Origin of the sequence: Erwinia sp. QL-Z3 (assembly GCF_004551645.1) — a bacterium.
GTDB lineage: Bacteria > Pseudomonadota > Gammaproteobacteria > Enterobacterales > Enterobacteriaceae > Erwinia > Erwinia billingiae.
Genome location: NZ_CP037950.1, coordinates 2,045,122 through 2,070,500, shown reverse-complemented (window position 1 = coordinate 2,070,500; position 25,379 = coordinate 2,045,122). Strand labels below are relative to the sequence as shown.

24 protein-coding genes, 1 tRNA gene and 1 pseudogene are annotated in these 25,379 nt (G+C 56.0%); 10 read left to right on the top strand and 16 right to left on the bottom strand.

The annotated features are described in order from the left end of the window. Positions 1 to 25 precede the first annotated feature (25 nt). From E2F51_RS10135 to E2F51_RS10125, 3 genes are read right to left on the bottom strand one after another with little or no spacing between them, the layout of a single operon-like run. The gene (locus tag E2F51_RS10135) at positions 26 to 1,000 is read right to left on the bottom strand and encodes a nucleoside hydrolase (protein ID WP_134823380.1); all 975 of its coding nucleotides are present in this window, start codon (positions 998 to 1,000) and stop codon (positions 26 to 28) included. Positions 1,001 to 1,010: 10 nt separating this feature from the next. After that, on the bottom strand, positions 1,011 to 2,048 hold the full coding sequence (locus E2F51_RS10130; protein WP_134823379.1) for a LacI family DNA-binding transcriptional regulator: 1,038 nt from the start codon (positions 2,046 to 2,048) through the stop codon (positions 1,011 to 1,013). Positions 2,049 to 2,106: 58 nt separating this feature from the next. Beyond that, positions 2,107 to 3,501 carry an MFS transporter gene (locus tag E2F51_RS10125; protein WP_053140572.1) on the bottom strand — a complete coding sequence of 465 codons (1,395 nt, stop codon included), beginning with the start codon at positions 3,499 to 3,501 and terminating at the stop codon, positions 2,107 to 2,109. Between the two features lie 594 nt (positions 3,502 to 4,095). Here E2F51_RS10125 and E2F51_RS10120 point away from each other — a divergent pair. Then, positions 4,096 to 4,665, top strand: a complete 570-nt coding sequence (locus E2F51_RS10120) for a histidine phosphatase family protein (protein ID WP_053140575.1) — start codon at positions 4,096 to 4,098, stop codon at positions 4,663 to 4,665. On the opposite strand, the gene E2F51_RS10115 is transcribed toward E2F51_RS10120, so the two are convergent. Then, the gene (locus E2F51_RS10115) at positions 4,643 to 5,554 is read right to left on the bottom strand and encodes a LysR family transcriptional regulator (protein WP_134823378.1); all 912 of its coding nucleotides are present in this window, start codon (positions 5,552 to 5,554) and stop codon (positions 4,643 to 4,645) included. The two genes, E2F51_RS10120 and E2F51_RS10115, sit on opposite strands and share 23 nt — an antisense overlap. Before the next feature lie 92 nt (positions 5,555 to 5,646). On the opposite strand from E2F51_RS10115, the gene E2F51_RS10110 reads away from it, so the two are divergent. Continuing rightward, positions 5,647 to 6,462, top strand: a complete 816-nt coding sequence (locus tag E2F51_RS10110) for an SDR family oxidoreductase (RefSeq protein WP_134823377.1) — start codon at positions 5,647 to 5,649, stop codon at positions 6,460 to 6,462. Positions 6,463 to 6,499: 37 nt separating this feature from the next. On the opposite strand, the gene E2F51_RS10105 is transcribed toward E2F51_RS10110, so the two are convergent. After that, positions 6,500 to 6,796 carry a type II toxin-antitoxin system RelE/ParE family toxin gene (locus tag E2F51_RS10105; RefSeq protein WP_134823376.1) on the bottom strand — a complete coding sequence of 99 codons (297 nt, stop codon included), beginning with the start codon at positions 6,794 to 6,796 and terminating at the stop codon, positions 6,500 to 6,502. Between the two features lie 8 nt (positions 6,797 to 6,804). Beyond that, complete coding sequence (locus E2F51_RS10100) at positions 6,805 to 7,077, bottom strand: type II toxin-antitoxin system Phd/YefM family antitoxin (RefSeq protein ID WP_053140587.1); 273 nt, start codon at positions 7,075 to 7,077, stop codon at positions 6,805 to 6,807. A 234-nt stretch (positions 7,078 to 7,311) separates the two neighbouring features. On the opposite strand from E2F51_RS10100, the gene E2F51_RS10095 reads away from it, so the two are divergent. After that, entirely contained in the window at positions 7,312 to 8,046 is a 735-nt protein-coding gene (locus E2F51_RS10095) for an SDR family oxidoreductase (protein ID WP_134823375.1), read from the top strand. 41 nt (positions 8,047 to 8,087) lie between these two features. Here E2F51_RS10095 and E2F51_RS10090 read toward each other — a convergent pair whose 3' ends face one another. Together E2F51_RS10090 and E2F51_RS10085 are read right to left on the bottom strand one after the other, a co-directional pair. Continuing rightward, entirely contained in the window at positions 8,088 to 9,023 is a 936-nt protein-coding gene (locus E2F51_RS10090) for an AraC family transcriptional regulator (RefSeq protein ID WP_134823374.1), read from the bottom strand. Beyond that, on the bottom strand, positions 9,016 to 9,615 hold the full coding sequence (locus E2F51_RS10085; protein ID WP_134823373.1) for a TetR/AcrR family transcriptional regulator: 600 nt from the start codon (positions 9,613 to 9,615) through the stop codon (positions 9,016 to 9,018). Before E2F51_RS10085 ends, E2F51_RS10090 begins: the two co-directional genes overlap by 8 nt. A 305-nt stretch (positions 9,616 to 9,920) precedes the next feature. On the opposite strand from E2F51_RS10085, the gene E2F51_RS10080 reads away from it, so the two are divergent. Next, positions 9,921 to 10,718, top strand: a complete 798-nt coding sequence (locus E2F51_RS10080) for an SDR family oxidoreductase (protein ID WP_134823372.1) — start codon at positions 9,921 to 9,923, stop codon at positions 10,716 to 10,718. Between the two features lie 195 nt (positions 10,719 to 10,913). After that, positions 10,914 to 10,990, top strand: a tRNA-Ile gene (locus E2F51_RS10075). Positions 10,991 to 11,103: 113 nt separating this feature from the next. On the opposite strand, the gene E2F51_RS10070 is transcribed toward E2F51_RS10075, so the two are convergent. After that, positions 11,104 to 11,445 (bottom strand): DUF1493 family protein, encoded by a 342-nt coding sequence (locus tag E2F51_RS10070; protein ID WP_371732173.1) that lies wholly within the window; start codon positions 11,443 to 11,445, stop codon positions 11,104 to 11,106. Further along, a pseudogene (locus E2F51_RS10065) lies at positions 11,442 to 11,813 on the bottom strand (STM2901 family protein); the annotation flags it as partial. The pseudogene E2F51_RS10065 and the gene E2F51_RS10070, both read right to left, overlap by 4 nt. Positions 11,814 to 12,008: 195 nt before the next feature. Between E2F51_RS10065 and E2F51_RS10060 the strand changes: the two are divergent. Both E2F51_RS10060 and E2F51_RS10055 read left to right on the top strand, forming a co-directional pair. Beyond that, entirely contained in the window at positions 12,009 to 12,356 is a 348-nt protein-coding gene (locus tag E2F51_RS10060) for a DUF1493 family protein (RefSeq protein ID WP_134823370.1), read from the top strand. 70 nt (positions 12,357 to 12,426) lie between these two features. Next, a complete protein-coding gene (locus tag E2F51_RS10055; protein WP_134823369.1) occupies positions 12,427 to 12,852 on the top strand; it encodes a hypothetical protein in 426 nt (141 codons plus the stop codon). A 50-nt stretch (positions 12,853 to 12,902) separates the two neighbouring features. Here the strand turns inward: E2F51_RS10055 and E2F51_RS10050 are convergent, their stop codons facing one another. The 3 genes from E2F51_RS10050 to aspT (E2F51_RS10040) form a co-directional block, all read right to left on the bottom strand. After that, the gene (locus E2F51_RS10050; RefSeq protein ID WP_134823368.1) at positions 12,903 to 14,576 is read right to left on the bottom strand and encodes a bifunctional aspartate transaminase/aspartate 4-decarboxylase; all 1,674 of its coding nucleotides are present in this window, start codon (positions 14,574 to 14,576) and stop codon (positions 12,903 to 12,905) included. Between the two features lie 84 nt (positions 14,577 to 14,660). Further along, on the bottom strand, positions 14,661 to 16,346 hold the full coding sequence (gene aspT, locus E2F51_RS10045; RefSeq protein ID WP_134823367.1) for an aspartate-alanine antiporter: 1,686 nt from the start codon (positions 16,344 to 16,346) through the stop codon (positions 14,661 to 14,663). 38 nt (positions 16,347 to 16,384) lie between these two features. Next, complete coding sequence (gene aspT, locus E2F51_RS10040; RefSeq protein WP_134823366.1) at positions 16,385 to 18,085, bottom strand: aspartate-alanine antiporter; 1,701 nt, start codon at positions 18,083 to 18,085, stop codon at positions 16,385 to 16,387. A gap of 791 nt (positions 18,086 to 18,876) precedes the next feature. Here aspT (E2F51_RS10040) and E2F51_RS10035 point away from each other — a divergent pair. Genes E2F51_RS10035 through E2F51_RS10025 form a run of 3 tightly spaced genes read left to right on the top strand, consistent with a single transcriptional unit; the run spans position 18,877 to position 21,445 of the window. After that, entirely contained in the window at positions 18,877 to 19,893 is a 1,017-nt protein-coding gene (locus E2F51_RS10035) for an ABC transporter substrate-binding protein (RefSeq protein ID WP_013200583.1), read from the top strand. An 11-nt stretch (positions 19,894 to 19,904) separates the two neighbouring features. After that, on the top strand, positions 19,905 to 20,669 hold the full coding sequence (locus tag E2F51_RS10030) for an ABC transporter permease (RefSeq protein WP_134823365.1): 765 nt from the start codon (positions 19,905 to 19,907) through the stop codon (positions 20,667 to 20,669). Next, complete coding sequence (locus E2F51_RS10025) at positions 20,666 to 21,445, top strand: ABC transporter ATP-binding protein (protein WP_106381790.1); 780 nt, start codon at positions 20,666 to 20,668, stop codon at positions 21,443 to 21,445. Before E2F51_RS10030 ends, E2F51_RS10025 begins: the two co-directional genes overlap by 4 nt. A 59-nt stretch (positions 21,446 to 21,504) precedes the next feature. On the opposite strand, the gene E2F51_RS10020 is transcribed toward E2F51_RS10025, so the two are convergent. The 3 genes from E2F51_RS10020 to E2F51_RS10010 all read right to left on the bottom strand — a co-directional run bounded on the left by E2F51_RS10020 (position 21,505) and on the right by E2F51_RS10010 (position 24,811). Beyond that, positions 21,505 to 22,614, bottom strand: a complete 1,110-nt coding sequence (locus E2F51_RS10020) for an AI-2E family transporter (protein ID WP_013200580.1) — start codon at positions 22,612 to 22,614, stop codon at positions 21,505 to 21,507. Positions 22,615 to 22,709: 95 nt separating this feature from the next. Then, positions 22,710 to 24,188, bottom strand: a complete 1,479-nt coding sequence (locus E2F51_RS10015; RefSeq protein ID WP_134823364.1) for a SulP family inorganic anion transporter — start codon at positions 24,186 to 24,188, stop codon at positions 22,710 to 22,712. Continuing rightward, the gene (locus E2F51_RS10010; protein WP_013200578.1) at positions 24,185 to 24,811 is read right to left on the bottom strand and encodes a carbonic anhydrase; all 627 of its coding nucleotides are present in this window, start codon (positions 24,809 to 24,811) and stop codon (positions 24,185 to 24,187) included. Before E2F51_RS10010 ends, E2F51_RS10015 begins: the two co-directional genes overlap by 4 nt. Positions 24,812 to 25,379: the final 568 nt, after the last annotated feature.

The window sequence follows — 25,379 nt, the reverse complement described above, 5'->3', positions numbered from 1 at the left end:
GTCTTCCGCGACGGGGAGCGCAGCCTTAGGCCAGCGCTTTTTCCAGCATCGAGAGCAGCAGGCGGTTATCCACCGTTTGCAGTACGTGAACCAGTCCCGCCGTTGAAGGCTCAATAGCCACGTCGACCCGCAATGGCGGACGGTAGCGCCATGATTTCCCGCGCGTCTGTCCCGGCCGCAACTCCACATTGACGTAGTAATCCGCGGCCTTGGCCACCTGCTGATTCAGCAGCCAGGCCACCACCAGCGCATCGTGGATCCAGCAGCCCGGCAGATTGCGGGTTTGCATCGAGTAATCCATCCACGGCCTGAGCGTTTCGGTGACAAAGCGCGCCAGCGGCGTATTCAGCCGGGCAATCCGGTCCAGATCGCTGTGCGTCATCAGCGTCTGGGTGGTGACGTCCATCGGCACTAAGGTGATGTTCGCGCCGCTGTTCAGCACCTTGTGCGCGGCTTCAGGATCGAGGCCGAAATTGGTGTCCTTGATATAGTCATCCAGCGCAAACACGCCGCCCATAATGGCGATCTCCTGCACCGCTTCCACCATCTCCGGATAGCGTTCCATCGCCAGCGCCACGTTGGTTAACGGCCCAATCGCCACCAGGGTGATCTCGCCGGGGTTGGCACAAATCAGCCGGGCGATAGCATCGGCCGCGTCCTCTTCCGGTGCCACAAAGGCCTCCGGCTGACGAACGCCCTGCCACAGATGCGCCAGTTTGTTGCCGTGCACCCGATTGTCCAGCGCGTCACGCCACGGCTGTGGCGGTTCGGCCAGTGCCTGGGTCGCCCCTTTCAACACCGGAATAGTCAGGCCTAAATTTTCAATCAAATCTTTCGCTACGTTGAATCCCTGCTCGCACGGCGTGTTGCCGGCGACCGTGGTAATCAACTCGAGCGAGATATTGGGTGACCCCAGCGCAAGCGCTATGGCCAGACCATCATCAACGTTGGCACCGACGATGCCGTTTCCTGGGTCACAATCAATAATCAATCTTTTCATTTTTTTATTATCATTTTTGTGCGGCGTTGCGGCTGTCGTTAAAGCAACAGCCACAGGATTCGCCTATTTCCAGCTGGTGCGCAAACTCACTCAGCTGTGCCTCGCCTTCCGGGGCTGTCAGCATTGCGATGGCCCTTTTCGCCATTTCCCCAACCGGCTGTCGCACGGTGGTTAATGAAGGGACATGAAACGCCGATTGATCCGTTCCGTTAAAACAGACCAGAGCAACCTGCTCTGGCACCGTAATGTTGTGTTCCGACAGCGCCCGAATACAGCCAATCGCCTGTGCTTCGTTGCTGGCGAACAGCGCGCGAGGTAACGCGCCGGTTTTCAGCATTTGCTGACCGGCCTCATAGCCGCCTTCGCGGGTATAGCTTGTCGGGAATATCCCCTCTGGCCGCTCGGTCACACCCGCGTCGGCCAGCGCCTGACGCCAGCCTGCAAGACGATCCTGGGTGTTAAAACGCTCCAGCGGACCGCAGATAATGCCAATGTCCTGGTAGCCGTGGCTCAACAGATGCGAGGTCACCTGACGGGCCGCCTCGCGCTCGTCCACGCGCAGAATATTCACTTTCAGACTGGGATCGACCCGGTCCAGCATCACCAGCGGCGTGCCGGTGGCCTGAATCACATCGATATAAGGGTGGCGATCGACGCTGTTATAAAACAGTCCATCGACCTGACGGCTCAGCAGATTGTTGATCAGCTCTAGCTCGCGCTGACGGCTGTCACCTGCATCGCCCAACAGCATCACCATGCCGTTGCTCAACGCTTCCTGCTGCAACGCATGGGCAAATGAGGCGATAAACGCGTTGGAAATATTGGGCACCACCAGTCCGTAGGTTTTCGTGGTACCCGACGCCAGAGCACGGGCCACGCTGTTGGGCCGGTATCCGGTTTTCTTGATGGCCTCAAGCACGCGAAGCCGCGTTGCTTCCGCAACCGGCCTCGGACCATTGTTCATCACATAGCTCACCACGGCGACCGAGGTGCCCGCTTCTTTGGCGACATCGCTGCGGGTGGCACGATTTACGGTGCTTTTTACCAAATTATTGCCTTTTCCAGAGGCAAACCGCCGAGCGATCGACGGTTCGCCTGGTTTCCCGTCAGATCGCGTCTTCCGGGTCATTTAAGTCTCGCCCACGGGTTTCCGGGGCAACAAACGTGGTCAGGAAGCCAATGGCCGCCATCGCCGCAAAGTAAGTGGCGATCGGCCACCAGTGGCCAGTCCATGACAACAGCGCAGCAGCAACCAGAGGTGCTGTTCCACCAGAGAGAATCGATCCCAGCTCTTTCGCCGTCGCCATTTTAGTGTAGCGGTGATGCACGCCGAACATCTCAACGCCCCAGGCTGCCTGCACACCAAAAATACCGAGTGACGCCAGGCCCATACCGACAACGATAGTCGAGATCACAATCACTGGCTCACGAGAATCCAGCAACATAAAGGCCGGGAAGGCATAAAGGATCAGTAAAAGGCAGAACCAACGGTAGGTAATGCGGCGGCCAAAGCGGTCAGAAAGCCAGCCAGCGAAAGGAATAATCAGGAAACCGAGCAGAGAGGCAAGGAACACGGCGGTGGTGGCAACCGACTTATCGACAGCCAGCACTTTCACCACGTAGCCGATGATAAAACCCTGAGCCAGATACGAAGGGCCGTTCTCACCGATACGCAGGCCAACCATCACAAAGAACGAACGGCTGCGTTTCCAGAAGCTGCGGGTATCGACCGGCAACGGCTGAGCAACGCGTGAGCTTTCACGCTGCGCCAGCAGTTCCGCTTTCTTGCGTTCAAATACCGGGGTTTCTTTCAGATGACGGCGGATCCACAGCGCCACCAGCGCAATCAGCGAGCTACAGAGGAACGGGATACGCCATCCCCAATCCTGCAGCTGCTGTTGATCCATCTGCACCACCGCCAGCCAGACCAGCGAGGCCACCAGCGTGCCGCTGTTGGATCCCAGCGCAATGATCGAGGAGACCAGACCGCGTTTTTCTGCCGGGGCATATTCACCCAGCATCACCGTGCCGCCAGACAGCTCGGCGCCAGCACCAAAGCCCTGACTGAAGCGCAACACCACCAGACAGGCCGGTGCCCACAGGCCAATCGAGGCATAGCTCGGGATAACGCCGATCAATGTGGTCGACGCGCCCATCAGAATGATGGTGGACACCATCACCACTTTGCGGCCTTTACGATCGCCAAGCCAGCCGAAGAACAGTGCACCGATCGGTCGGGCAATAAAGCCAACGGACCAGGTGGCAAAGGTCGCCAGCAGCGCCATGGTAGGGGTGGATTCGGGGAAGAAGACGTCGCCAAAGATAATACCGGCGGCCAGACCATAGAGGGCGAAGTCCGCATATTCCATCGCGGTGCCAAGCCAACATGAGAAGGTGGCGCGCCAAAAATCTTTACGGCCTTCTGGAGTAGTCAGGCGTTCATCTGCCGCAGAGGATGCGGAACGTGAAGCCTCGTGCTGAATGCTTTGAGGAGTGGACATGAAAGTTCCCTGAAATACAGAGTGCTAATTTGCCTTCCCTGGCGTGTCCTGAGAGTCAGGAAAAATTCGCCAATTAGGACGCTCTTTTGCTGAGCCATGGTTAAGGTCAGAACAGGTTCCCTGGTGTTGGGAGAGTTATATTCGTTTCCCGGTCGTCGGTTTTAAGTAACCAATCGCATCCATACGGTGAAACAAAGTGACCTTCACTGGGCAGATAAGCATCATGCGTCGCGAATTTTTACTACGAGGGCTATTGTATCTACGCGCGTAGATTTTGCAATAGATCTGCGCAAATAAATTAGTGTCACTTCACATTTGGAAAGCGCGACTCCAGATAAAAGCGATAAAATACATTAACTTGAATTAATAACTTAATTTATCGCTCTGATATTGCACTACAATACACCGAATAAACTGTACTAAAGTTCAGTTTTCACTCACGTCTGACTGGCTCAGTCGTGGGCATTCTAAACGGCAGATTATTGCAGTCAGATGAATCCTCGCCCATTGCCGGGCAAATCTTAAAATCAGCCCGCTTATTTGTCTTAACCTGAACGTCAGCTTACTCTTGAAAAAAACACCTGAGGGAAGGTAATGACCATAATTCTGATGCGTCACGGTAAGCCGGACCATACGGTGGGCGGCCGCTTACCGGCGCTGGCGATGACAGAGTGGTGTGAAGCTTATGATATGTCGAACGTGCAGGATGGTCCGCCGGATAAGAGTATTCGGGTGGCGGCGATGGCCGACTACGTGGTGACCAGTCCCCTTCCCCGCGCGCGCTCGTCACTGCAAAAGCTGGGGCTGGAACCGGCCTGCATCGATGCGGTATTCAGCGAAGTGTCCCTGCCTACCATGCGCCTTGCCTATCCCCACCTTCCTCCATCGCTGTGGCTTTCGTTACTGCGCCTGATGTGGCTGTGCGGCTATGCCGGATCGGTCGAATCCTTCCAGCAGGCGGAACTGCGCGCCAGTCAGGCCGCTAACCGACTGATTTCCCTGTCGGAGCATGGCAACGTGCTGCTGCTGGGCCACGGCATCATGAATAAAATGATCGCCCGCCATCTGCGTAAAGAGGGCTGGCTGGCGGAGAAACATGCCAGCAGCCGGCACTGGAGCGCCGCCATTTATCATCCGCCGGTTATTCCGCCGGGAATGCTGTAACGGGCGACTTCAGCACCTCGATAAAGGCGCTTAACGCCGCAGGCACATGGCGATGGCCAGGATAGTAAAGCGCCAGCCCCGGCGAAGGCGGACTCCACTCTTCCAGCACGATTTGCAGCTTGCCGCTCTGAAGCCACGGCTCCGCCACGCTGCTCGGGACATAGGCGATACCCAACCCCTGCGCCGCTGATTCGACCATCAGTTCCAGATGATCCAGCATCAGCGTGCCTTTCACCTCTATATGCCGCTCCACGCCACGACGCGAGAACTCCCAGCGATAGAGCTTGCCGCTGGGTAAGCGGAAGCGAATACATTGATGGGTTAACAGATCGTCGGGCGTGGCGGGTTCGCCGCTTTTCGCGACATAAGCGGGCGAGGCCACGGCAATAAAGCGCAGATCGCCGCCAAACGGCACCGCCACCATATCTTGCGGCACATCCTCCAATAGCCGCACGCCGGCATCAAACTGCTCGCTGACGATATCGATCAACCGCCCTTCGGTCACCACATCCAGCGAAATGGCCGGATAGCGCTGCAAAAACAGCGGCACAACCCGCTGCAACAGCTGACGCGCGGCGCTCTCGCTGGCATTGATCCGCAAGGTGCCGGTCGGCTGCTGGCGAAATGCTTCCACCGAACTGAGCGCACTCTCCAGCCCCTGCAGCACCGGCTTCAACTGGTTAAGCAACTGCTCGCCGGCTTCGGTGGTCGAGACGCTGCGGGTGGTGCGGTGCAGCAACCGCACCGCCATCTTCTCTTCCAGCGCGCGCAGCATATGGCTGAGGGTGGACGGCGATAATCCCAGCTCGTCAGCCGCCTGACGAAAGCTGCGGCGGGTGGCGACCAGCACAAAGGCCTGCAGCGCAGAGAGATCGGGCTTGCTATTCATGGGTAATTTTCACCAACTCATGCATGATTAGACGGATAGTAGCATCAATTCCAGCGGCGTAAGGTTACCTGACACTCAACAGGAGAAACCCCATGTCTAAAACCTGGTTTATTACCGGCACCTCATCTGGCTTCGGCCTGGAAATGACTGAACGCCTGCTGGAACGCGGCGACCGTGTGGCGGCGACCTTGCGCAAACCCGCCGTGCTACAGGCGGTAAAAGCGCGTTATGGTGAGCAGCTGTGGCTGGCGCAACTGGATGTGACCGACGCCGAAAGCGTGCGCACGGTCGTCGATCGGGCCTTTGCGGAATTAGGCCGCATTGATGTGGTGGTCAGCAACGCGGGCTACGGGCTGGGCGGCGCCGCCGAAGAGCTGGCGGATGCGCAAATTGAACGCCTGCTGGACACCAATGTGCTCGGCTCGATCCAGCTGATCCGCGCGGCCTTACCGCATCTGCGCCAGCAAGGCGGTGGCCGCATCCTGCAGCTCTCTTCGATGGGTGGGCAGATTACCTTCCCGGGACTGAGCCTTTATCACACCAGCAAATTTGCGATGGAAGGCTTTGTCGAAACGGTGGCGCAGGAAGTGGCGGCATTCAATATTGAATTCACGCTGGTTGAGCCAGGCACCGCCCAGACGGGGTTCACCCAGGGAATGGAGATGGCTGAACCGCTGGCGGCTTACGATCGGAGCCCGATGCGGCAGCTGATGGAGAACTGGCCAACCGTCGGCGAGGCGAAGAAGATGGTGCGCGAAATGATTGCCTCCGTCGATCGCTCCCCTGCGCCACGTCGACTGACGCTGGGCAGCGATGCGTACACGCTGGTGCATGCCGCATTGACCGAACGCCTTGCGGCGCTGGAAGCGCAGAAAGAGATCGCCTTTTCGACCGATGTGGGGCGCTGATCGGCATTTCAGAGGAACAGGCAAGTCAAAAAGCGGGTTAAGGAGAATACTTCGTGGGTTCGTCTTTCTGATGTACTACGGCCAGAATCTCAATACCGACTTTGACTACCCGGTAGAAGATTAGGTGGGAGTTGGCAGGGAAACTCAGTACGCCGGGACCGATGTCAGCGCTACGGTCCCGGCCCAATGCAGGGTTAGGGTCAAGAATATCCTGCATCGTTGTCCGCAATGCGTTGGCATACAGATCGGCGGTAGTCGCACCAAAATGACGATGTGAATACGCTCTTATGGCGCGGATCTGCGCCCTTACTTGTGTGGTAAATATGACGGTCATCCTTGAACCTATTCCCCAGCGTGTTTGATTTCTTCTTCAGTAAGGTCGCTGAACACATCGTCAATACTGTGCAACTCGCCACGTTCTGACTGGACGATCGACTCCGCAACCATCGCGCGCAGTTTCATTAGTTTCAACTGCTCATAATCGTGAAAATCTTCAATCGACATCACCACCACTTTAGGTCGGCCATTCTTGGTAATACTGACAGGCTCGCGCTGCGCTTTGCTGATGAGTTCGCCAAACTGGATTTTGGCCTCACTGGCGGTAAAGCTGTGCATACTCACATCCTTCAACAATACAACAGGTACGATTCGTACCGATTCATACCAATTTTAATGCATCGCAGCCACCCGCACCATGCCCACTGTTAAGAAATGCGTACTTCGTCAGTTTGTTTCAGAGGAACAGGCAAGCTTCAGAGAGGCCCGGATATTCGCAGCCAGAGGATAAGGCTTTACCCTGAACTTCGCTGACGGACACGCCGTTCAGCAAGCCCTGGTAAGGAGAGTCCTGTGTCTGAATTGAACAATAAAATCGTGGCGATCACCGGTGCCAGCAGTGGTATTGGTGAAGCCACCGCCCGACTGCTGGCGGCCAAAGGCGCGCGTGTTTTGCTTGGCGCGCGCCGCACCGATCGTCTGGCGACGGTGGTTGCAGAGATCCGTGCCGCTGGCGGCGAAGCGCATTTCACCTCGCTTGACGTCACCAGCCTCAGCGAGATGGAGCGCTTTATCGCCGAAGCACAACAGCATTTTGGCGGACTGGATGTGCTGATTAACAACGCTGGCGTGATGCCGCTATCGCCGCTTTCGGCCCGTAAAGTGGACGAGTGGGATCGCATGATTGACGTCAACATTCGTGGCGTTCTCTACGGCATTGCAGCCGCACAACCGCTGATGGAACAGCAGCAGCACGGCCATATCATCAACATTTCGTCGATTGGTGGACTGAGCGTCTCGCCAACGGCGGCGGTGTATTGTGCCACCAAGTTCGCGGTGCGGGCCTTATCGGATGGGCTGCGTCAGGAGACGGATAAACTGCGGGTGACGGTGATTTCACCGGGCGTGGTGACGTCAGAACTGGCGGACAGCATCAGCGATGATTCAGCGCGCGAAGCGATGAAAGCCTTCCGCCGTGTGGCGCTGGAACCGGATGCCATCGCGCGTGCCGTGGTGTATGCGATTGAGCAACCGGCGGACGTGGATGTCAGCGAGATCGTGGTGCGTCCCACCGCCAGCCCCTACTGACCCTCTTCAAGCTCGCCGTAACGGGCGGGCTTTTTTTAGACTTAGCCCGCCATCTCAATGGCCGGTTCCAGCCGCAGGATTTCTTTCATATACAGCGCTTCCTGCACCGGGCTACGACCAAAGAAGCGCTTAAACTCGCGGCTGAACTGCGAAGGACTTTCGTAACCCACTTCCGCTGAAGCCGTGGCGGCAGACATTCCGCCACGCACCATCAACAGTCGGGCCTGATGCAGCCGGGGGGATTTCAGGTACTGAATGGGTGAGCTTTGGGTCACCGTTTTAAAATGGGCATGGAAAGTAGCCACGCTCATGCCCACTTCGCTTGCCAGATCGGCCACCTCAAAATGCTCGCTATAACGGTTTTGCAGGATGTGTAATGCCCGCGCAATCTGCGCAAAATACCCTTGCTGCGCCAGCGCCGCGCGTAAGGTGCCACCCTGATCGCCGACCAGCACCCGGTAGTAAATCTCCCGCACGATCCCCGCGCCCAGCACCTGGCTTTCCTGCGGCGAACTCAACACCTCCAGCAGACGGATGACGCTGTCACCCAACGCCTCATCCAGCGGCGAAGAGAGCATGCTGACCGCGTCATGACGGCGGGGAACCGGCAATTTTAAGGTCAACAGCAAATCGGCCAGCACCGTAAAATCCAGCCTGAGCGCCACCGCCAGCATCGGCTCATCCGCGCTGGCGTCGGTCTGGCTGATAAAGGGCAGCGGTACCGCGACCACCAGAAAATGCTGAGCATCGTAAACATAGACGTCATCCCCCAAATAACCACGCTTGCAGCCCTGGCAAACGATGACAATTGAGGGTTCATACAGCACCGGCGTATGGTCCAGCGGCCTGTCGGAACGCAGCAGGCGCACATCATCCAGCGCGGACCGGGTATAGCCGTTATTGGGGGCAAGTCGGGTAATCAGCGCCGCCATTTTCTTGCGCCGTTGCTCGGTTTCCAGCGCCTGAGGTTCAGCCATGCGCATCACCGTTCAGGCCCAGCCGACGCTTGAGCTGGCTGCGGGAATCCTCCAGCAACTGCTCAGCCACGACATCATCCTGAATGGCTCGCGCCAGCGCCATCGCGCCAATCAACTCGGCCTGCGCCGAGGAGGCCAGAGACTGCGGCTGTGCATGCCCCATCGCCTGTAGCGAACGGGCAATCAGCGCCTGCATTTCCTGAATGCCCAGCGTAAAGCGTGCCCGCGCCTCGTCCGGCAAACGGCTGGCTTCGCCCGCCAGCGAAGGCATCGGGCAATTGTGCTCCGGTGCGTTGCGGGCTTCAGGGGAAAGGTAGAGATCGATCAGGCGAGTCAGCCGCGCAGCGCCTTCCGGCAGCGGCGACAAGGCATTCAGCCGTTCGCCGGTTTCGTTAAACATCCGGTCGATAACGTTCGCCACCAGATCATCACGCGAGGTGAAGTGCGCATAAAACCCGCCGTGCGTCAGCCCAACGCGCTTCATCAGCGCCGCCACACCGATGCCCTCAGTGCCCACGACGCGCATGATGGCGGCCGCTTCGTCCAGGATTCGCTGACGGGTGCGTTCTTTATGGGTAATGACTTCTGACATGGGGCCTCCGGGACAGGATCGGTAATCGGCTTGCGCGGAATTGTGCAGCTGAACGCGTGAGCCAGATACAGGCAGTTTAGCTCAGCGCTTAACAGGATATGACTATCATAATAATTATTATGACCGTCATATTCAATGTAGCGTTGGGCGGTGCGTGCCTATCTTTATGAAAGCGCTAGATAAAATTTTTTGGATGGATGAAGGACGGGCTAAAACCGCCATTTTGACGCTATTGACAGTAAATATGATGGCCATCATATTAAGCCTCAACACCAAATGATAACCATCATATTCAGGAGAGCATCATGACCCATTCGAACGCATCTAAAGGAACAGCAGCGATTACCGGCGCATCGGCAGGGATTGGGGCTTTTTACGCACAACGCCTTGCACAGCGCGGCTACGACCTGTTGCTGATTGCACGCGACAATACAAAACTTGAGGCGCTGGCCGCAAAACTCTCCTCAGATTACGGCGTGAAAGCCGAGGTGCTGGCCGCCGATCTGATCGATCAACACGATCTGGCGCGCGTCGAACAACGGCTGAGCAGCGATGCCAATATCACACTGCTGGTGAATAACGCAGGCATGACCGTCGCCGGCGACTTCCTGGATAACGACATCGACAGCGTACAGCGGATGATCATCCTTAACGTGCTCGCCCCGACCCGACTGGCACATGCGGCGGCCAACGCCTTTAAGAACCGCAAACAGGGCACGATTATCAACATCGCGTCGGTCCTTTCGCTGGTGCATGAAATGTCTAACGGCGTCTATAACGGCACCAAATCCTTCGTGCTGAACTTCAGCCGTTCGCTGGAAGCATCGCTGCTACCTCACGGCGTACGTGTGCAGGCCGTGCTGCCAGGGTTAACCCGCACCGAAATATTCGAACGTTCTGGCCGTTCCGCCGACGAGCTGCCGGCGCATATGCTGATGGAAGTCGACACTATGGGGGATGCAGCACTGGCCGGGCTGGATTTAGGCGAGAGCGTGACCATCCCATCGCTGGAGAAATATGAAAACTGGGAAGCCTACGATGCCGCCCGCGCCGCGCTGCTGCCGGATTTATCGCTGAGCCAGTCTGCGTCTCGCTATCGCTAAAGGGATGTTGGGTGCGGGGAACGAGTACCTTGAATGGGGATCGCTATGGCTTAGTGACGTAGCGGAAACCGTTGTCGGGACAAGGGTAAGGGGCGAAGAGGTTGTTATTCCACCCGTTTTCCTGGTTGGAAATTAGCCAACCGGATGATAACTGCTGGATTGCACCACCGAGTTACATTATAATCCTGCGCCTCAGGCCCCATAGCTCAGTTGGTTAGAGCACGCGACTCATAATCGCTTGGTCACTGGTTCAAGTCCAGTTGGGGCCACCAAATTTTACCTGTTAAATCAGGACATTAAGCCACCTTGCAGAGGGTGGCTTTTTTGTTTCTGGTTTTGAGTGGCGATGAAATGGCGATGCCTGTCCAAACAGGCGCAATGCCTCTCAATAAAGCCAACGGCCCGCTTTGGCTGATTCAATCAGCATGGCAATAGTCAGTTCCTCTGGCTCTTTTTCCTCTACCCGCATTGAGGGAGGTCGTAGGAAATTAGGGATCAACCCTTTTTCATATGGCCAGTATTTGATGAAATCAAAGTTTGTATCATCAACACCAAAGCGTGAAAAATAATCCTTCATAATGTCATCGCCTGTCTCGCGTGCCCAAGGGTAGCGGCCTGTGCTGAGGCTGGTATCAAGAGTAAGAGGTCGCTTTTTACTAAAGGGCGTGGGCAAGTTCCAATGCTCGTCATACCAGTCGAAGACCTCCTGTGCCTTAGCTTCACTCATCCCCATAATTTGTCCTCTTCCCTCGCAATACGATTAAATGTATTCGTTGCCCTCCAGGCGATGGTCATCACGTGATTCATCATAAACATAATACCGAGGATAGGGATCCAACGCCCTGTAAACGCCCCTAAATTAGTGACATGGCTAAATTTTCTTTTGATCGAACCATTGGTAAGCGTAGGCAATTGCATACCAACTTCAATAGTGATCCAACGCCTTAAATTCTGGCTTAAGAAGCTGGTTCCTTTGGTTGCTCCAGTTGGCTTTCCTCTGGTGGTTTTCGTTTGTTGACCCAGGATAAAAAGGGCAAGTGCTATCACATCATCAACATTTAACTGCCGTTGGGCTTCATCAAGGAACACCCAGAAAACTCCGCTAAGTTACGTCCTCGCACGCCAGGCTAAATCTGCCAACCAGCGCACACTTCACAAAATTCCCGCCTCAAAACCCCTACCCACAAACCCAACGCGGTTATAGGATTGCCACTCCACAAGACAGGAGTCGAGGAGTAGCCATGGACACAATTAACAACACCCCAACCCTGCGCAGTTACCAGGCCAAAAATGAACAGCACTGACGCTCAGGTATTAGCCTGGTATCAGGAAAGATGGAATAAGCCCCTGTTCCTCTCCTTCAAGCGCCCCACTCTTACCCTGGAGACCAGCCTTTCTACGGGTGATTACCCATGGTGCTGGGAGGATGGGGAAGACATCCTTGTTGAATACTTCGACAAATTCCATGTCGATCAGGGCAATTTCTCATTCACCAACTACTGGCCGAATGAAGGGGTGTTTATGCTTCTGAATTTTCTGCGTTCAAAGGACAAAAAGAGGAAGTGGACTGAACCGAAACCACTTACCTTAAAAATGCTGGCTGAATCGGCCAAGGCCGGTCGTTGGCTGTATGACTAAATGGAAAAATGAAGGTTATGGCTAATCACAGCAATCTGCCCCTAACCTTCAGCACTTCAAGGAATAGATTATGTCACCCAGCACGGTTATTAAATGGACCCACCGAATCCTGACGCTTGTCCTGTTGTTATTAGTCCTCGGCTATTTCGCCTATCAGCGCGCAATGGGCCCGCCTTATGACGATGCATTGCTATCAGCGAAACAGATCGGCCCGGACACCTGGCTTTATATTACGGAGTATCAGGGCGGCGCGACGGTATCTGATGTCTACCGTTACTACCTTTCAGCGGAATTAAAAACCGAGCCGCTCAAAGCTCTCGGCCATATTGCCCCCTTCCTGACGGCGGATACCGCGGATGCCAAGGTCAACAAATGGGGAAACCGGGTCAGTATCAACCTCAGCGGCAAGGTCTACCAGTTCACCAGCTCGGTCTTTTACACCTCAGACGGCATTGCGATGACGCCATCAATTGATTTCACCTCCCGCACCCCATAAAAAAAGGCAGCCCCACATGGAGCTGCCAGCATCACTTTAGCCCTAAACCACTATGACTTTTTCTTCGCCTTAGGTTTCGGGGTTGCGCCGGTCGCTTTCACCGTTTTTACTGCTTTTGCGGCAGGCGACGGGACGTCGGCACTGGTCGCTTCGACAAACTTCTCATAATATTCCTGAGACAGCCTGCGGATGGCTTTACCGATGTTGGCGTAGTCATATTCATTCAGGTTAGCCAACGACACGCGCCATGATGGATGCGGAGTGCCGAACCCACGGCCCGGCAGCAGGATAACGCCAGTTTCTTCCGCCAGACGGAACAGCGCCTCATTCGGTTTCAACCTGCTCAGCATCCATTTCACAAACTCGGTACCGTACATCTGCTCGGCCAGCTCTTCCAGATCCAGCAGATGGTAGTAACGTACCGAGTTGGTGTCGTAAGGCATCGGCAGGCCCAGCTCGCGATACAGCGCCTCTTTCCTGCGCAGCACGATGCGTTTCATTTCGGCTTTATAAGCGCCAGGCTCGTCCATCAGGCAGAAAATCGAGAACAGCGTCATCTGCGCCTGCACCGGCGTCGACAGCCCGGCGGTATGGTTCAGCGCCACCGTACGGCTGTCGGCGACCAGGCGATCGATAAACTTCAGGCTACGCGGATCGGTGGTTATCGAGCTGTAGCGCTTGTCGAGCTGCTTACTTTTGGCTTCCGGTAACCTGGCAATCGCCGCGTCGATAATATTGTCTTCGTGGGTCGCCACAACCCCCATGCGCCAGCCGGTGGCACCGAAGTATTTCGAGAAGGAGTACACCAGGATGGTGTTATACGGGCAGATGGCAAACAGCGAGACAAAGTTGTCGGCGAAGGTGGCGTACACGTCATCGGTAAGAATGATCAGGTCAGGCCGCTTCTTCACGATCTCGGCGATGTATTGCAGCGTGTCCTCATCGATTTTCACCGACGGCGGATTGCTTGGGTTCACCAGGAAGAACGCCTTCACTTTCGGGTCCAGCAGCTTATCCAGCTCTTCGTGTGTGTACTGCCATTTATTGGATTGCGGCGCGTCAATATGGATGGTTTTAAGGTTGTAATCGCTAAGCTCGGGGATCTCGATGTACGGGGTGAAGATCGGCATCCCGAGCGCGATGGTGTCGCCCTCATTGATCACATGGTTGGCCTTCAGGCTGGCAAACAGATAGGTCATCGCCGCCGTGCCGCCTTCCAGCGCATACATATCGAACTTACCGACAAACGGATAGGTGCCGATCATCTCGGTGTGGATGTACTTGCCGATAATCTCTTCGCTCATCTTGAGCATGCGATCGGGCACCGGGTAGTTACAGCCCAAAATGGCTTCACACATTTCATAAATGAAATCGCCGGCATTCAGGCCCATCTGGTCGCGAATATACGACACGGCCGATTCGATAAAACGCACGCCTGGGACACTTTCATGCTGCTTGGCAAACAGTTCGAACCGCGCTTCGATGCCTTCACGCTTCGGAAAGCCGCCGACATGATCCATATACATGTAGGAGCGTTCGGCTTCGGTCATTGCAAACAAACCAAACTGGAAAAAACCATGGCGCGGGGTGGTAGCCAGAAAATTGGGGTTCCCACGGCCAGCGTTCAACATCAACTGGTTACTTTGAACCGCCCGCTGCATCAGAGCATCTTTCAGTTCAAAAGGGCTCAACAGCGCGAGCTTTTCCGGGTCGCTAAAATTCATGTCACTACTCCTTGAAGCATCATTGACAAAGCAAATTGCCATTCCGGGATCGCCCGGGCAGGCTACCTGTAAGACGACATCTCGTTAAACCAGTGCAACAACCAGCGGCCCCAGTAGGGTCAGGAACACGTTGGCCAGCGCGTAGGTAATGGCGAACGGCACCGTTGGCACGGTGTTTTCGGCTTTATCCAGCACCTCACCAAAGGCCGGGTTAGCGCTGCGGGTGCCGCTAAGCGCCCCAGCGAAAATGGCGGTGTTGTTGTAGCGCAGCACGTAGCGGCCAAACAGCATGGTCAGCACTAACGGCAGGATGGTCACCACAACACCGATCAACAGCAGCTTCAGCCCCTGGCTTTCGACGGTTTGCACCGCCTGCAGGCCGGAAGAGATCCCGACCACCACCACAAACGCCGCCAGACCCAGATCTTTCAGGATCTGCACCGCGCCGGACGGCATATAGCCGAAGGACTGCCGACGGGAGCGGAACCAGCCGAACAGCAAGCCGGAGAGCAACGCCCCGCCACCACTGCCCAACGTCAGCGGAATCGAGCCGATTCTGGCGGTCAGTAATCCCACCAGCAGGCCAACCACCAGGCCTGCGCCCATATAAACGAAGTCAGTTTTGGCGCTGGGCACAATCGCATGACCAATCAGGTCCACCACGCGTTTGACGTCCTGTTCCGCGCCAAATACGGTGACCACATCGCCCAGCATCAGCACCGTTTCCGGCTCCAGCGGCAGCGCTTTGCCCTGGCGGGTAATCTGCGAGACATATATCCCATGACGCACGTCCTGCGCGGCGGCAGCACGAATATCGCCAAAGGTGCGGTTTTCAAGTTTCTTGCTGGTGATCACCACTTCACGCCGCTGCATGGTCAGTTCCATGCCTTCCTCGGCGTGCAGCTCTTTGCCGAGGCTGGGGGCGATGGTGACCACGGCGGTACGTTTGCCGACCACCAGCACAATATCCCCGCCCAGCAACTGCAGGTCCGGCGTCGGCTCCATCACCTGTTTTTCCCGCTTCACCCGTTCGATGGTGATCGGGAGATCTGACGCATTCTCCAGGGCGGAAATCGTGGTGGCGGTATTGGGTGGCAACTGGAAAATCCTGCCGACCAGATCGGGCGCGGCGGCTTCCTGCCCCGGTCCGTACACCTGCACGCCGGACTGGATGGCGCTTTCGGCCTTTAACGCATCCTCTTTGATGCTGCGGCCCATAAACTTCGGCAGCAAATTCACACAGACCAGAATGGCGCCGAAGGATCCGAAGACGTAGGTCACCGCATAGCCAATCGCCACGTTGCCCTGTAAGCGCTGAACCTCATCGGCCCCCAGCCCCAGCTTGGTGATGGCGTCACCGGCGGTCCCGATAATCGCAGACTGGGTTAATGCCCCCGCCGCGACGCCAGCCGCCAGCCCCTTATCAAGATCGAAGCCTTTGGCTAACACCACCACCGTCAGCAGCCCGGTGATCGCCAGCACCGCCGCCAGAATGATCTCCTTGATCGACTGCTTGCCTAAGGATCGGAAGAAATCGGGCCCGCTCTCGTACCCCACCGCATAAATAAACAGGGCAAACATTACCGATTTCACCCCCGCATCGATCTCCACGCCCACCTGGCTGACCAGCACGGCAACCAGCAGCGAACCCGCCACCCCGCCCAGCTGGAACTTGCCAAATTTGATCTTGCCGAGGTAATACCCCGCCGCAATCGACAGAAACAGCGCGATTTCGGGAGACTTTTGGAACAACTCATGCAACCAGTTCATATGCCTACCTCAGTTACCAAAATGAAGAGTTCTGACAGCTAAACAGGCTGGAGAGAACTGGCCAGCCCGACAATTAACGGCCCCATCAGGGGCAGCACGACATTCGAAATTGCGTAGGTGATGGTGTAACCCAGCAGCGGCGTGGAATTTCCACAGGCACTCTGGATGGCACTCAGTGCAGGCGTGCTGCACTGTTGCCCGGCAATGGCCCCGAGTAACACCGGGGCGCTGAGTTTGAGCCAAAAGTGCCCAACCAACAGGGAGAGAGACGCCGGGATCACCGCAATGGCAATGCCCAGCAGCGGCAAGCTAAAGCCGTACTGCATAATCAGCGCCATTGCCTGCGGGCCGGATGACAGGCCAACCCCGGCAATAAAGCCCGCCAGGCCCAAATCCTTCATCAGCGCCAGCGCATCGGCATTCACCGTATGCAGATCGGCACGACGGGCGTGATACCAGCCCAGCACCAGTCCGACCACCAGCACGCCGCCGCCGGTCCCGGCAGAGAACGGAATACCGCCGACGTTGAGGCTAAAGCTGCCCAGCAATGTGCCGAGGGCAATCGCCAGCCCGGCAATGCCGAGGTTGCTGGCGAGCTTGTCGGGCATCCTTTTGCCGATATGGCTGAGCTGGGCGCCGGAGCTGCGGCCGCCGCCTGGCGTGGTGTCGTAAATCTGCAGGATGTCATGAAGCTGTAAGCGGGTTGCGGGTAAGGCCGGCATAATCGCATCGCCGCGCTGAATGGCGGCCACATGCAGGCCAGCGGGCAAGGTCACCTCCTGCAAAGGCCGGTTGGCCATCGCCGGTGCCAGCAGCACCACATGGTAGGTTTCCAGCGCAGCGGCCATCGAAGTGGTATCCGGCATCTCCTGGCCCAGCATCGCGGCGGTCTCAATCAGCGATCCGCGATAGCCCACCAGCAGCACGCGATCGTCCCGGCGCAGCTTCAGCTCAGGGGTCAGCCCGAGCAGTCGGCCATGACGCTGCACCCGTACGATGCTGCTTTGCTGGCCCAGCCGTTGCTGGATCGCCGCCACGGTATAACCGGCGCCGGCATCCACCCGATAACCGCGTCCGACGATGGTTGGTGCCGCAGACTGTCCGTCGGTTTCGACCCGCCCGCCCATTTCCAGCCACAGTTTGTCCGCCTCCTCACGCAGGTTGACGCGCAGGAACAGCGGAAAGAGCTGGCTGGTGACGATGACAATGGTGATCAGCCCGCAGATATAGGTGATGGAGTAGGCGGTCACGACGTTGCCCTGCAGGCGGAGTATGTCGCTGGCAGGTAAATCCAGGCGGGAAATGGCGTCGGTGGCGGTGCCCACTACGGCAGATTCAGTCGCGGCACCGGCCATCATGCCCGCCGCAGTGCCCGGATCCAGATGCATCACCGCCGTGGCGGTCAGCACCAGCGCCAGCACCGCCACTACCTCAATCAGGCAGAACAGACCCAGGCGGATGCCTTTGGCATTCAGATTGGCGAAGAATTGCGGGCCACCGCTGTAACCCAGCGCAAAAATGAACATCATAAAGAAGATGTTTTTGATGCCGGTATCGACGGGAATATTCAGCTGACCAATCAGCAGCGCGGCAATCAGCGTGCCGCAGACGCCACCCAGCTGGATCGGCCCAAGGCGGATCTGCCCGATGGCATAGCCAAATGTCAGGGCCAGAAAGATAGCCAGTCCAGGAACAGACTGTAACGCCTGAGTGATAAAGGGAAATAAAGTACCAGACATGCAACATCCCTGGTCATTTAGTGGATAGTACCGGAGAGAGAAGAACGTCACCCTCTGAGATGCCCGTAAGCCAAATTCGCCGTCGAGTCCGTTGAAAATATAGCAGGCGTTTGAGCTTTAAACAGAAAGCGGCGGACAGGTGACGGCGACAGAAAAACAGGGAGAAAATCCCGACTGGCCAGGTCGATGGCAAAGACTCATTTATAATGCATGTTTTACAAGGATTTACATAAGCCGATCGCGGGTTCCCTTACTTCAGACCTGCCTTCCTGGATGATCAAAATTTAAGCGCCATGCATTCATTTCAAAAAAAAGTGATCGTTATCGGGTTGAATTGATTAGAAAAAATTATCACTCTGCGCTTTTTCCTCAGGTTTTTTATCATTTCGTTATTTTTAACGCTGAAAATGACCGTGCGATCACAAATAAGCCGCCTGCGGACGATCACATCTGCCCAGCTATGTTCCTTAAGCCCACAATAAAGTTGAGCACAATGAAAGGGATGCCGTCCGGCAGGCATGACTGGCCCTAAAAACCCCGGTCTGAAAACGCCCCTTTACCGCCCGTGTTTCAGGCAGCCACGCTAACGAAAACAAACGCACTGCTAGCAATCAAGGGGCATTTTCTCCAGATTGGTGCACCGTGCGCACCACCAACAACGAACCTTACGCCATAATCCCCGTTCAGGGCCTACCCTGCCTGCCTTTGCCGTTCTGGCATAACTCCTGCATTGCTTGATCACTAACTTGTATACAAGCCCGCATACCGGGCCACATTGGGAGTCATCAGCCATGAGCAGCAAAGACAAACAGACTATCGATGCGATGCGTCGCCAGATCATGAAGTATTCGGCACTGACTTTAGGCGGCGTTGCACTCAGTGGCATGTTGGGGAGCCTGCCTGCGATGGCGGCAGACGAAGAGATCCTGATTGGCTACTGGCCGATTGTCGGCGGTCTGCCTTTATATGTCGGTATTGAGAAAGGCTTCTTTAAAAAGGCGGGCCTGAATGTGCGCGCGGTGAAATTTGCCAGTACGCAACAGGTGGTCGAAGGGATGATCACCGGGCGCATTCATGGCTGTGCCAACGGCACGGCAACCGGCGCACTGGGACTGGGCGCGCTGACCAGCCCGGACCTGTTCAAAATAATCTGCTCCAACCCGTCTAACGAAAAAATGGTGCTGGATGAATTCCTGGTGCCGATGAACAGCACCGCCAAATCCATTGGCGATCTGAAAGGCAAACGCATCGCCTGCGGACCCGGCATTCAGAACGTCACCATGGCGAAAATCATTCTGGAAAAGAATGGCTTCACGGAAACCAACGTGATCGAACTGCCGATTGGCCAGCATGTGCCTTCACTGGCGGCGGGCCAGATCGACGGCGTTTATACCCTTGAGCCCACCGGCACGGTCGCGCGGATGAAAGGCTTGGGCAAAGTGCTGGAAACCGGCGTGATTGCGAAATACGTGCTGGGCGATGCCAACGCACCGTGGTTTGGTGGCGCGGCGGCGCTGACCAGCAGCTTTATTAATGCCGATAAGGCCCGCTCGACGCAGTTTGTCGAAGCCTATGCCGAAGCGGTGAAATACATTCAGCAAAACCCGGACGACGCGCGTCAGTATGTCGCCGGCTACACCGGTATCGAAGCCGCGCTGGTGAAGGAAGTGCCGCTGCCGGGCTTTGTGATGTATGACCAGCTCACCGGCGAAAATCAGCAATGGTTCCAGAAATTCTATGACGTCTTTACCGAACGGAAAATTTTCAGCAAGCCGCTTCAGGTTGCCCCGCTGATCTACAAAGCATAAGGAGCCGCAAGATGAAGCCATCATGGCGTTACAAGCTTCTGCCGCTGGTTGGGCCGCTGCTGCTGTTTTTGCTGTGGCAGACGGCGGTCAGCGCCAAATGGCTGAACCCGGTGTTACTGCCCTCACCGGGTGAAACCGTCAGCTACCTGTTCAGCAAGCTGGCCGACGGCAGCATGAATCAGGATATCGGTGCCACCCTGTATCGCACGCTAATGGCCTTTTTCGTCTCGGCGGTGATTGGTGTGCCGCTGGGCGTGATGCTCGGCAGTAGCGAACGTCTGTACCGCAGCGTGGAGTTCCTGGTGGATTTCTTCCGCTCCACGCCCTCTTCGGCGCTGATCCCGCTGTTTATGCTGATTTTCGGCATCACCGACACCAATAAAATCGCCATTGCGGCCTTTGCGGCGGTGCTGGTGATCCTGTTTAACAGCGCGTACGGCGTAATGAATGCCAAAAAGACCCGCATCATGGCGGCGCAGGTGATGGGCGTTTCGCGCTGGCATGTGTTTAAAGACATCATGCTGATGGAAAGCCTGCCGCAAACCTTTGTCGGCCTGCGCACCGGCGTGTCGATGGCGCTGGTGATCGTGATCGTTGCCGAGATGTTTATCGGCTCGGAAACCGGCCTGGGCCATCGCATTATCGACGCGCAGCAGCTGTTCAATATTAAGGACATGTACGCGTCGATCCTGATTACCGGCGCCTTTGGTTATCTGCTGAATCTGGCCTTTTTGCTGATTGAAAAGCGCTGCGTACACTGGAGTGGCAAAGCATGAACCATCCTCCCTACCCTAAACCCAATACCCACGTCACGATCCGCGGGCTTGATAAAACCTTCGCCGGGCAACCGCTTTATCAGGATCTGAATCTCGACTTCCCGCGCGGCAAGATTGTGTCGATATTCGGCCCCAACGGCTGCGGCAAATCGACGCTGATGAATATGATTGCCGGCCTGATCCCGGTCGATCGCGGGCAAATTCTGTTTGATGGCAAAACGCTGGCGGAAACCACCATCGGCTATGTGTTCCAGAACTACCGCGATGCATTGTTTCCGTGGCTGACCGCCTGGAACAATATTGCCTATCCGCTAAAGCGCCGGGGAATGAAGGCCGGTGCGGTGAAAAAGCGCGTGGCCGAGCTGTCGGAAATGTTTGATATCCGCTTCGATCTGCAGCGCTATCCCTACGAGCTGTCGGGCGGCCAGCAGCAGACGGTGTGCATTATGCGCGCGCTGGCGACCGAGCCGGAAGTGATGTTTCTCGACGAGCCGTTCTCGGCCCTCGATTTTGAAATGACGCTGTTTATCCGCGATAAGCTGCAGCAGGTGCAGCAAGCCACCGGCGTGACGATGCTGATTGTCTCGCACGATCTGGAAGATGCGGTGTTCCTGGCGGATGAGATCTTACTGCTGACGCGGCGTCCGACGCGGGTGGCGGAAATCGTGCCGTTTGAATTACCGCGTCCGCGCACCGCCGAAATCATGAGTCATCCGGAATTTATTCGCGTCAAAGCGCATACGCTGGAGGTGTTTAAGCGGGAAATGGCGGGGTAATCCCATAAAGCAAAAAGCAGCGCCGGAGCGCTGCTTTTTTATTTCACCCAGCCGGCCGATCAGGCTTCCGGCGGGGCTTTCCCTTCTTCAATGAACTCTTCATCGATCTCATCGCTGTTTTCGCGGTTATCGCGACCGGAAAGCAGATTCCAGCAGGCAATAAACATCGCGGCAATCAGCGGACCGATCACAAAGCCGTTAATACCGTAGATTTCCATGCCGCCGAGGGTGGCGATCAGGATCAGGTAATCCGGCATCTTGGTATCTTTGCCGACCAGCAGCGGGCGAAGAATGTTGTCCACCAGGCCAATGACCACCACAAAGAAGCCGACGATAAACAGCCCTTTCCACAACACGCCCGAGGCGAAGAAGAAGATCGCCGCAGGCACCCAGACAATCGCCGACCCCACCGCCGGGATCAGGGACAGGAAGGCAATCAGTGCACCCCACAGCAGGATGCCATCAATGCCGGTGATCCAGAATGCCAGCGCACCCAGCGCGCCCTGCACCACTGCCACCACCACCGTGCCTTTGACCGTCGCACGGGAAACCGCTGCGAACTTCATAAACAGGTGATGCTTCACGTAGCTGGACAGCGGCAAGGCTTCGAGGATCAGATTGACCAGGTAAGCACCGTCTTTCAGCAGGAAGAACAGCAGATACAGCATGATGCCGAACCCAACGGTGAAACCGAAGGTGCTTTTACCGATCAGGAATACGCTGCCCGCCAGATACTGTCCGCCCTGCATCGCCACCTGTGAAAGCTTTTGCTGGATTTGCGCGGCGGTATCCAACTGGTGTTCGGTCAGGAAGCTTCTGGCCCAGCCCGGCAAATGCTGCATCACGTCAGCCATGATGGTCGGCAGCTGCATATTGTTGCTCTGCAGCTTGGTGTAAACCACATTGAACTCAATCGCCATCGACGAAACGAGAATGGCCAACGGGGTGAAGACGATTAAGCAGATCACCACCAGCGTGGCAAAGGTGGCTAATCCATTACGGTCACCCATCATCTGGCGGAGTTTTGTTTTCATTGGGTGGAAAATCACTGCGAGGATCGCAGCCCACAATACCGAAGAGTAGTACGGCCCCAGTACATCAAGAAAAGCCACTGTTACGATAAAAAGGATCAGGATGAAAAATCCTTTTGCCAGGCCGTTAAATCTCATGTCAGTCCCTCTAATGCGCAATTTTGCTCCCGAAGCATAGAACGCAATTTCGCATTTGCAACAAAAGACTGACGCTCATTTAACGGCCTGTCACATCAGGCGAGTTTCACCGGCCACTGATTCAGCACGATGCCACGTTTCTGCGCCCCTTCACCGAAGTCTTTCAGCACCGCTTTGACATCCGGATCGATGTACTCCGCGTTGTCGTGATCGACAATCACTACGCTGTTTTCCGGGATTTCCGCCAGCAGGCCTTTCAACCGGGGGTTATGCATAAAGGTCAGATTCTGCTGGAAGCGCAACACAAAGTGATCGTCGTAGCGCGTCAGCAACATCGCCCCGCGATGGCTCTTATAGATGCTGAACAGGATCTGCGTGGCCAGGCCAATACCAATCCCCGCCAGCATGCCAAACACCAGAATCCCGCCGATGGTAGCCAGGAACGGCACCGCCTGCTGCGCGCCCTGACGGAATTGCTCAACAAACAGCCGCGGCGTGGCCAGCTTATACCCGGTATACAGCAGCACCGCCGCCAGGCTGGCCAGCGGAATGGCGTTCAGCAGGTTGCTGAAGTAGAGGCCACACACCAGCAGCAACACGCCGTGGATCAGGATTGAAATCTTGCTCTGCGCACCGGCGCTGACGTTGACCGAGCTGCGGACAATCACTGCGGTAATCGGCAAGCCGCCAAGGAAGCCGCTGATCAGGTTACCAATACCCTGCGCGCGCATCTCTTTATCCGGCGAGGGTGCGGGATTTTGTGGACGCAGCTTTTTCAGCGCTTCCTGGCTAAGCAAGGTTTCCAGGCTGGCAACGATGGCGAGGGTCGCGGCGATCATATACACCGCCGGATTCTGCCAGACGCTCCAGTCCGGGCGTTCCAGTTCACCGGTCAACGCCGCCAGGCTGTCGAAGGAAGGCAGAGAAATGCGCGGCAGGTTGCTGACGATGTCCGGGAACATTCTGCCGCCGACCACCGTCGCCATACAGCCAAACAGCACCGCGACCAACGGGCCGGGCGCCCAGCTCAGCACCTTGATGTTTTTGACGGTGTTGGTCGACCAGAACCACAGAATAAACAGGCCGATGCCGGAGACCACAATCGCCGGGATCGACACGCTGAACGCGCCGCCGGTGGCCAGCGAGCTGAGTTCACTCTCTTCTGCCGCACCCAGCGCAACCGGGATCTGCTGCATAATCAGCAAAATACCGATCGCCGCCAGCATACCTTTGATCACCGTGCCAGGCACCAGGGTGATAAAGCGTCCGGCGCGCATCACGCCGAGCATAAACTGCAGCACGCCGGCGATGATTAACGCGAACAGCAGGGCGGAAAACGATCCAAGGGTTTCAATTGCGCCGGTGACAATGGTCACCAGACCGGCGGCCGGGCCGCTGACGGCGAATTTAGACGGGCTGAAGGTGGTGACCACCAGCCCGCCAATCACCCCGGTAAGCAGGCCAACAAAGGGCGGAAGGCCGCTGGCCTGCGCAATGCCCAGACAGAGCGGCAGAGCCACCAGAAACACAACCAGGCCAGCCGGGATATCCCGACGTAAATGACTTAAGTTCATGGCGATTTACCCTCTGCACTTTGCTGGATTAACTCTTTCAGATGCCCGGACTGCAGGTCATACACGCAGCCAAACACATCCAGTTCCACGCCGGATCGCCAGATATTCAGCACCGGCTCAGCGGCGATCAGGTGAGAAAATTGGGCGAGGACGTTGGCCTCCACCAGCTTATTCAGCTTTTCGCTTTCATCCTCAATACCGTCGGCGTCCGCCAGTCCCGGTGCCAGCGCGTTACGCAGCTGCGTGATGCGTCGGGCGAGCGGCGAGTTTTCGTCAGACAACGGAATATTCGGTAAGGCTATCGCCGCCTGCACACCACCGCAGCCGTAATGGCCGCAGAGCACAATGCGCGACACCTTCAGGTACTCCAGCGCGTATTGCAGCACGCTCATAAAATTATCGTCACCGGCCACCACCATATTGGCGATATTACGGTGCACAAAGAGTTCACCGGGATGCGCGCCGGTCAGGACTTCGGCGGGGACGCGGCTGTCGGAGCAACCAATCCACAGCGAATGCGGCTGCTGGGAATCGACGTTTTGGCGAAAGTATTGAGGATTGCGTTGGCGGCGCTGTAAGGCCCAACTGCGGTTTTTCGCTAACAGGGGTTTTAGTGTCGTCAAAATACATTCTCTCTTTTAAGTACGACAGGAATAAACCTGAGCGCCAAATAAATGGAAATAAGTGTTAACAGAGGAACTGCCTCCGTTTAAGTATGTACACATCTGCTGTAATAAGTTCTGATATTTTAGACTGGTATTAATTATTAAGATTATTCTTAAGTCAGATGAAATAAGCGAATGTAATTTTTATTAAATTAACCTGTTTACCGTTGATTTCTCAGCACACGCGTTTCCAGCCAATTAAATAAACTAAAGTAATCAACTAAAACCCCTAATAATCAATAATATGATTATTAATGCATTCCTGATGCATTAATTAAACATAAGCTTTTCCTATGACCTCAATTAGCCATAAAAGGGATGGTCGTCTCTTTAATATACCGCTTTATCATTATTTTTTGTGGGGTGAATAAATAGATCCACTGGCTAAATCACTGAAAGGTTTTATTTCTCTAAGAATAAATACGCTGGCGAGTAATAACGCGATTTATCAATAAACGTCAGAAACACACTGAAATATTTGAACATCTTTACATTGTCGATCTGCCGCCCTTCCCCGGTTTCATCT

What these genes read in the sequence shown, in the direction of transcription:
- E2F51_RS10050 (WP_134823368.1), bottom strand. Translation starts at nt 14,576, where the DNA reads ATGAATTTTAGCGACCCGGAAAAGCTCGCGCTGTTGAGCCCTTTTGAA.
- E2F51_RS10105 (WP_134823376.1), bottom strand. Translation starts at nt 6,796, where the DNA reads ATGACCGTCATATTTACCACACAAGTAAGGGCGCAGATCCGCGCCATA.
- E2F51_RS10020 (WP_013200580.1), bottom strand. Translation starts at nt 22,614, where the DNA reads ATGAGATTTAACGGCCTGGCAAAAGGATTTTTCATCCTGATCCTTTTT.
- aspT (WP_134823366.1), bottom strand. Translation starts at nt 18,085, where the DNA reads ATGTCTGGTACTTTATTTCCCTTTATCACTCAGGCGTTACAGTCTGTT.
- E2F51_RS10115 (WP_134823378.1), bottom strand. Translation starts at nt 5,554, where the DNA reads ATGAATAGCAAGCCCGATCTCTCTGCGCTGCAGGCCTTTGTGCTGGTC.
- E2F51_RS10120 (WP_053140575.1), top strand. Translation starts at nt 4,096, where the DNA reads ATGACCATAATTCTGATGCGTCACGGTAAGCCGGACCATACGGTGGGC.
- E2F51_RS10125 (WP_053140572.1), bottom strand. Translation starts at nt 3,501, where the DNA reads ATGTCCACTCCTCAAAGCATTCAGCACGAGGCTTCACGTTCCGCATCC.
- E2F51_RS10060 (WP_134823370.1), top strand. Translation starts at nt 12,009, where the DNA reads ATGAACAGCACTGACGCTCAGGTATTAGCCTGGTATCAGGAAAGATGG.
- E2F51_RS10135 (WP_134823380.1), bottom strand. Translation starts at nt 1,000, where the DNA reads ATGAAAAGATTGATTATTGATTGTGACCCAGGAAACGGCATCGTCGGT.
- E2F51_RS10035 (WP_013200583.1), top strand. Translation starts at nt 18,877, where the DNA reads ATGAGCAGCAAAGACAAACAGACTATCGATGCGATGCGTCGCCAGATC.
- E2F51_RS10055 (WP_134823369.1), top strand. Translation starts at nt 12,427, where the DNA reads ATGTCACCCAGCACGGTTATTAAATGGACCCACCGAATCCTGACGCTT.
- E2F51_RS10100 (WP_053140587.1), bottom strand. Translation starts at nt 7,077, where the DNA reads ATGCACAGCTTTACCGCCAGTGAGGCCAAAATCCAGTTTGGCGAACTC.
- E2F51_RS10110 (WP_134823377.1), top strand. Translation starts at nt 5,647, where the DNA reads ATGTCTAAAACCTGGTTTATTACCGGCACCTCATCTGGCTTCGGCCTG.
- E2F51_RS10085 (WP_134823373.1), bottom strand. Translation starts at nt 9,615, where the DNA reads ATGTCAGAAGTCATTACCCATAAAGAACGCACCCGTCAGCGAATCCTG.
- E2F51_RS10080 (WP_134823372.1), top strand. Translation starts at nt 9,921, where the DNA reads ATGACCCATTCGAACGCATCTAAAGGAACAGCAGCGATTACCGGCGCA.
- E2F51_RS10030 (WP_134823365.1), top strand. Translation starts at nt 19,905, where the DNA reads ATGAAGCCATCATGGCGTTACAAGCTTCTGCCGCTGGTTGGGCCGCTG.
- aspT (WP_134823367.1), bottom strand. Translation starts at nt 16,346, where the DNA reads ATGAACTGGTTGCATGAGTTGTTCCAAAAGTCTCCCGAAATCGCGCTG.
- E2F51_RS10090 (WP_134823374.1), bottom strand. Translation starts at nt 9,023, where the DNA reads ATGGCTGAACCTCAGGCGCTGGAAACCGAGCAACGGCGCAAGAAAATG.
- E2F51_RS10025 (WP_106381790.1), top strand. Translation starts at nt 20,666, where the DNA reads ATGAACCATCCTCCCTACCCTAAACCCAATACCCACGTCACGATCCGC.
- E2F51_RS10070 (WP_371732173.1), bottom strand. Translation starts at nt 11,445, where the DNA reads ATGAGTGAAGCTAAGGCACAGGAGGTCTTCGACTGGTATGACGAGCAT.
- E2F51_RS10015 (WP_134823364.1), bottom strand. Translation starts at nt 24,188, where the DNA reads ATGAACTTAAGTCATTTACGTCGGGATATCCCGGCTGGCCTGGTTGTG.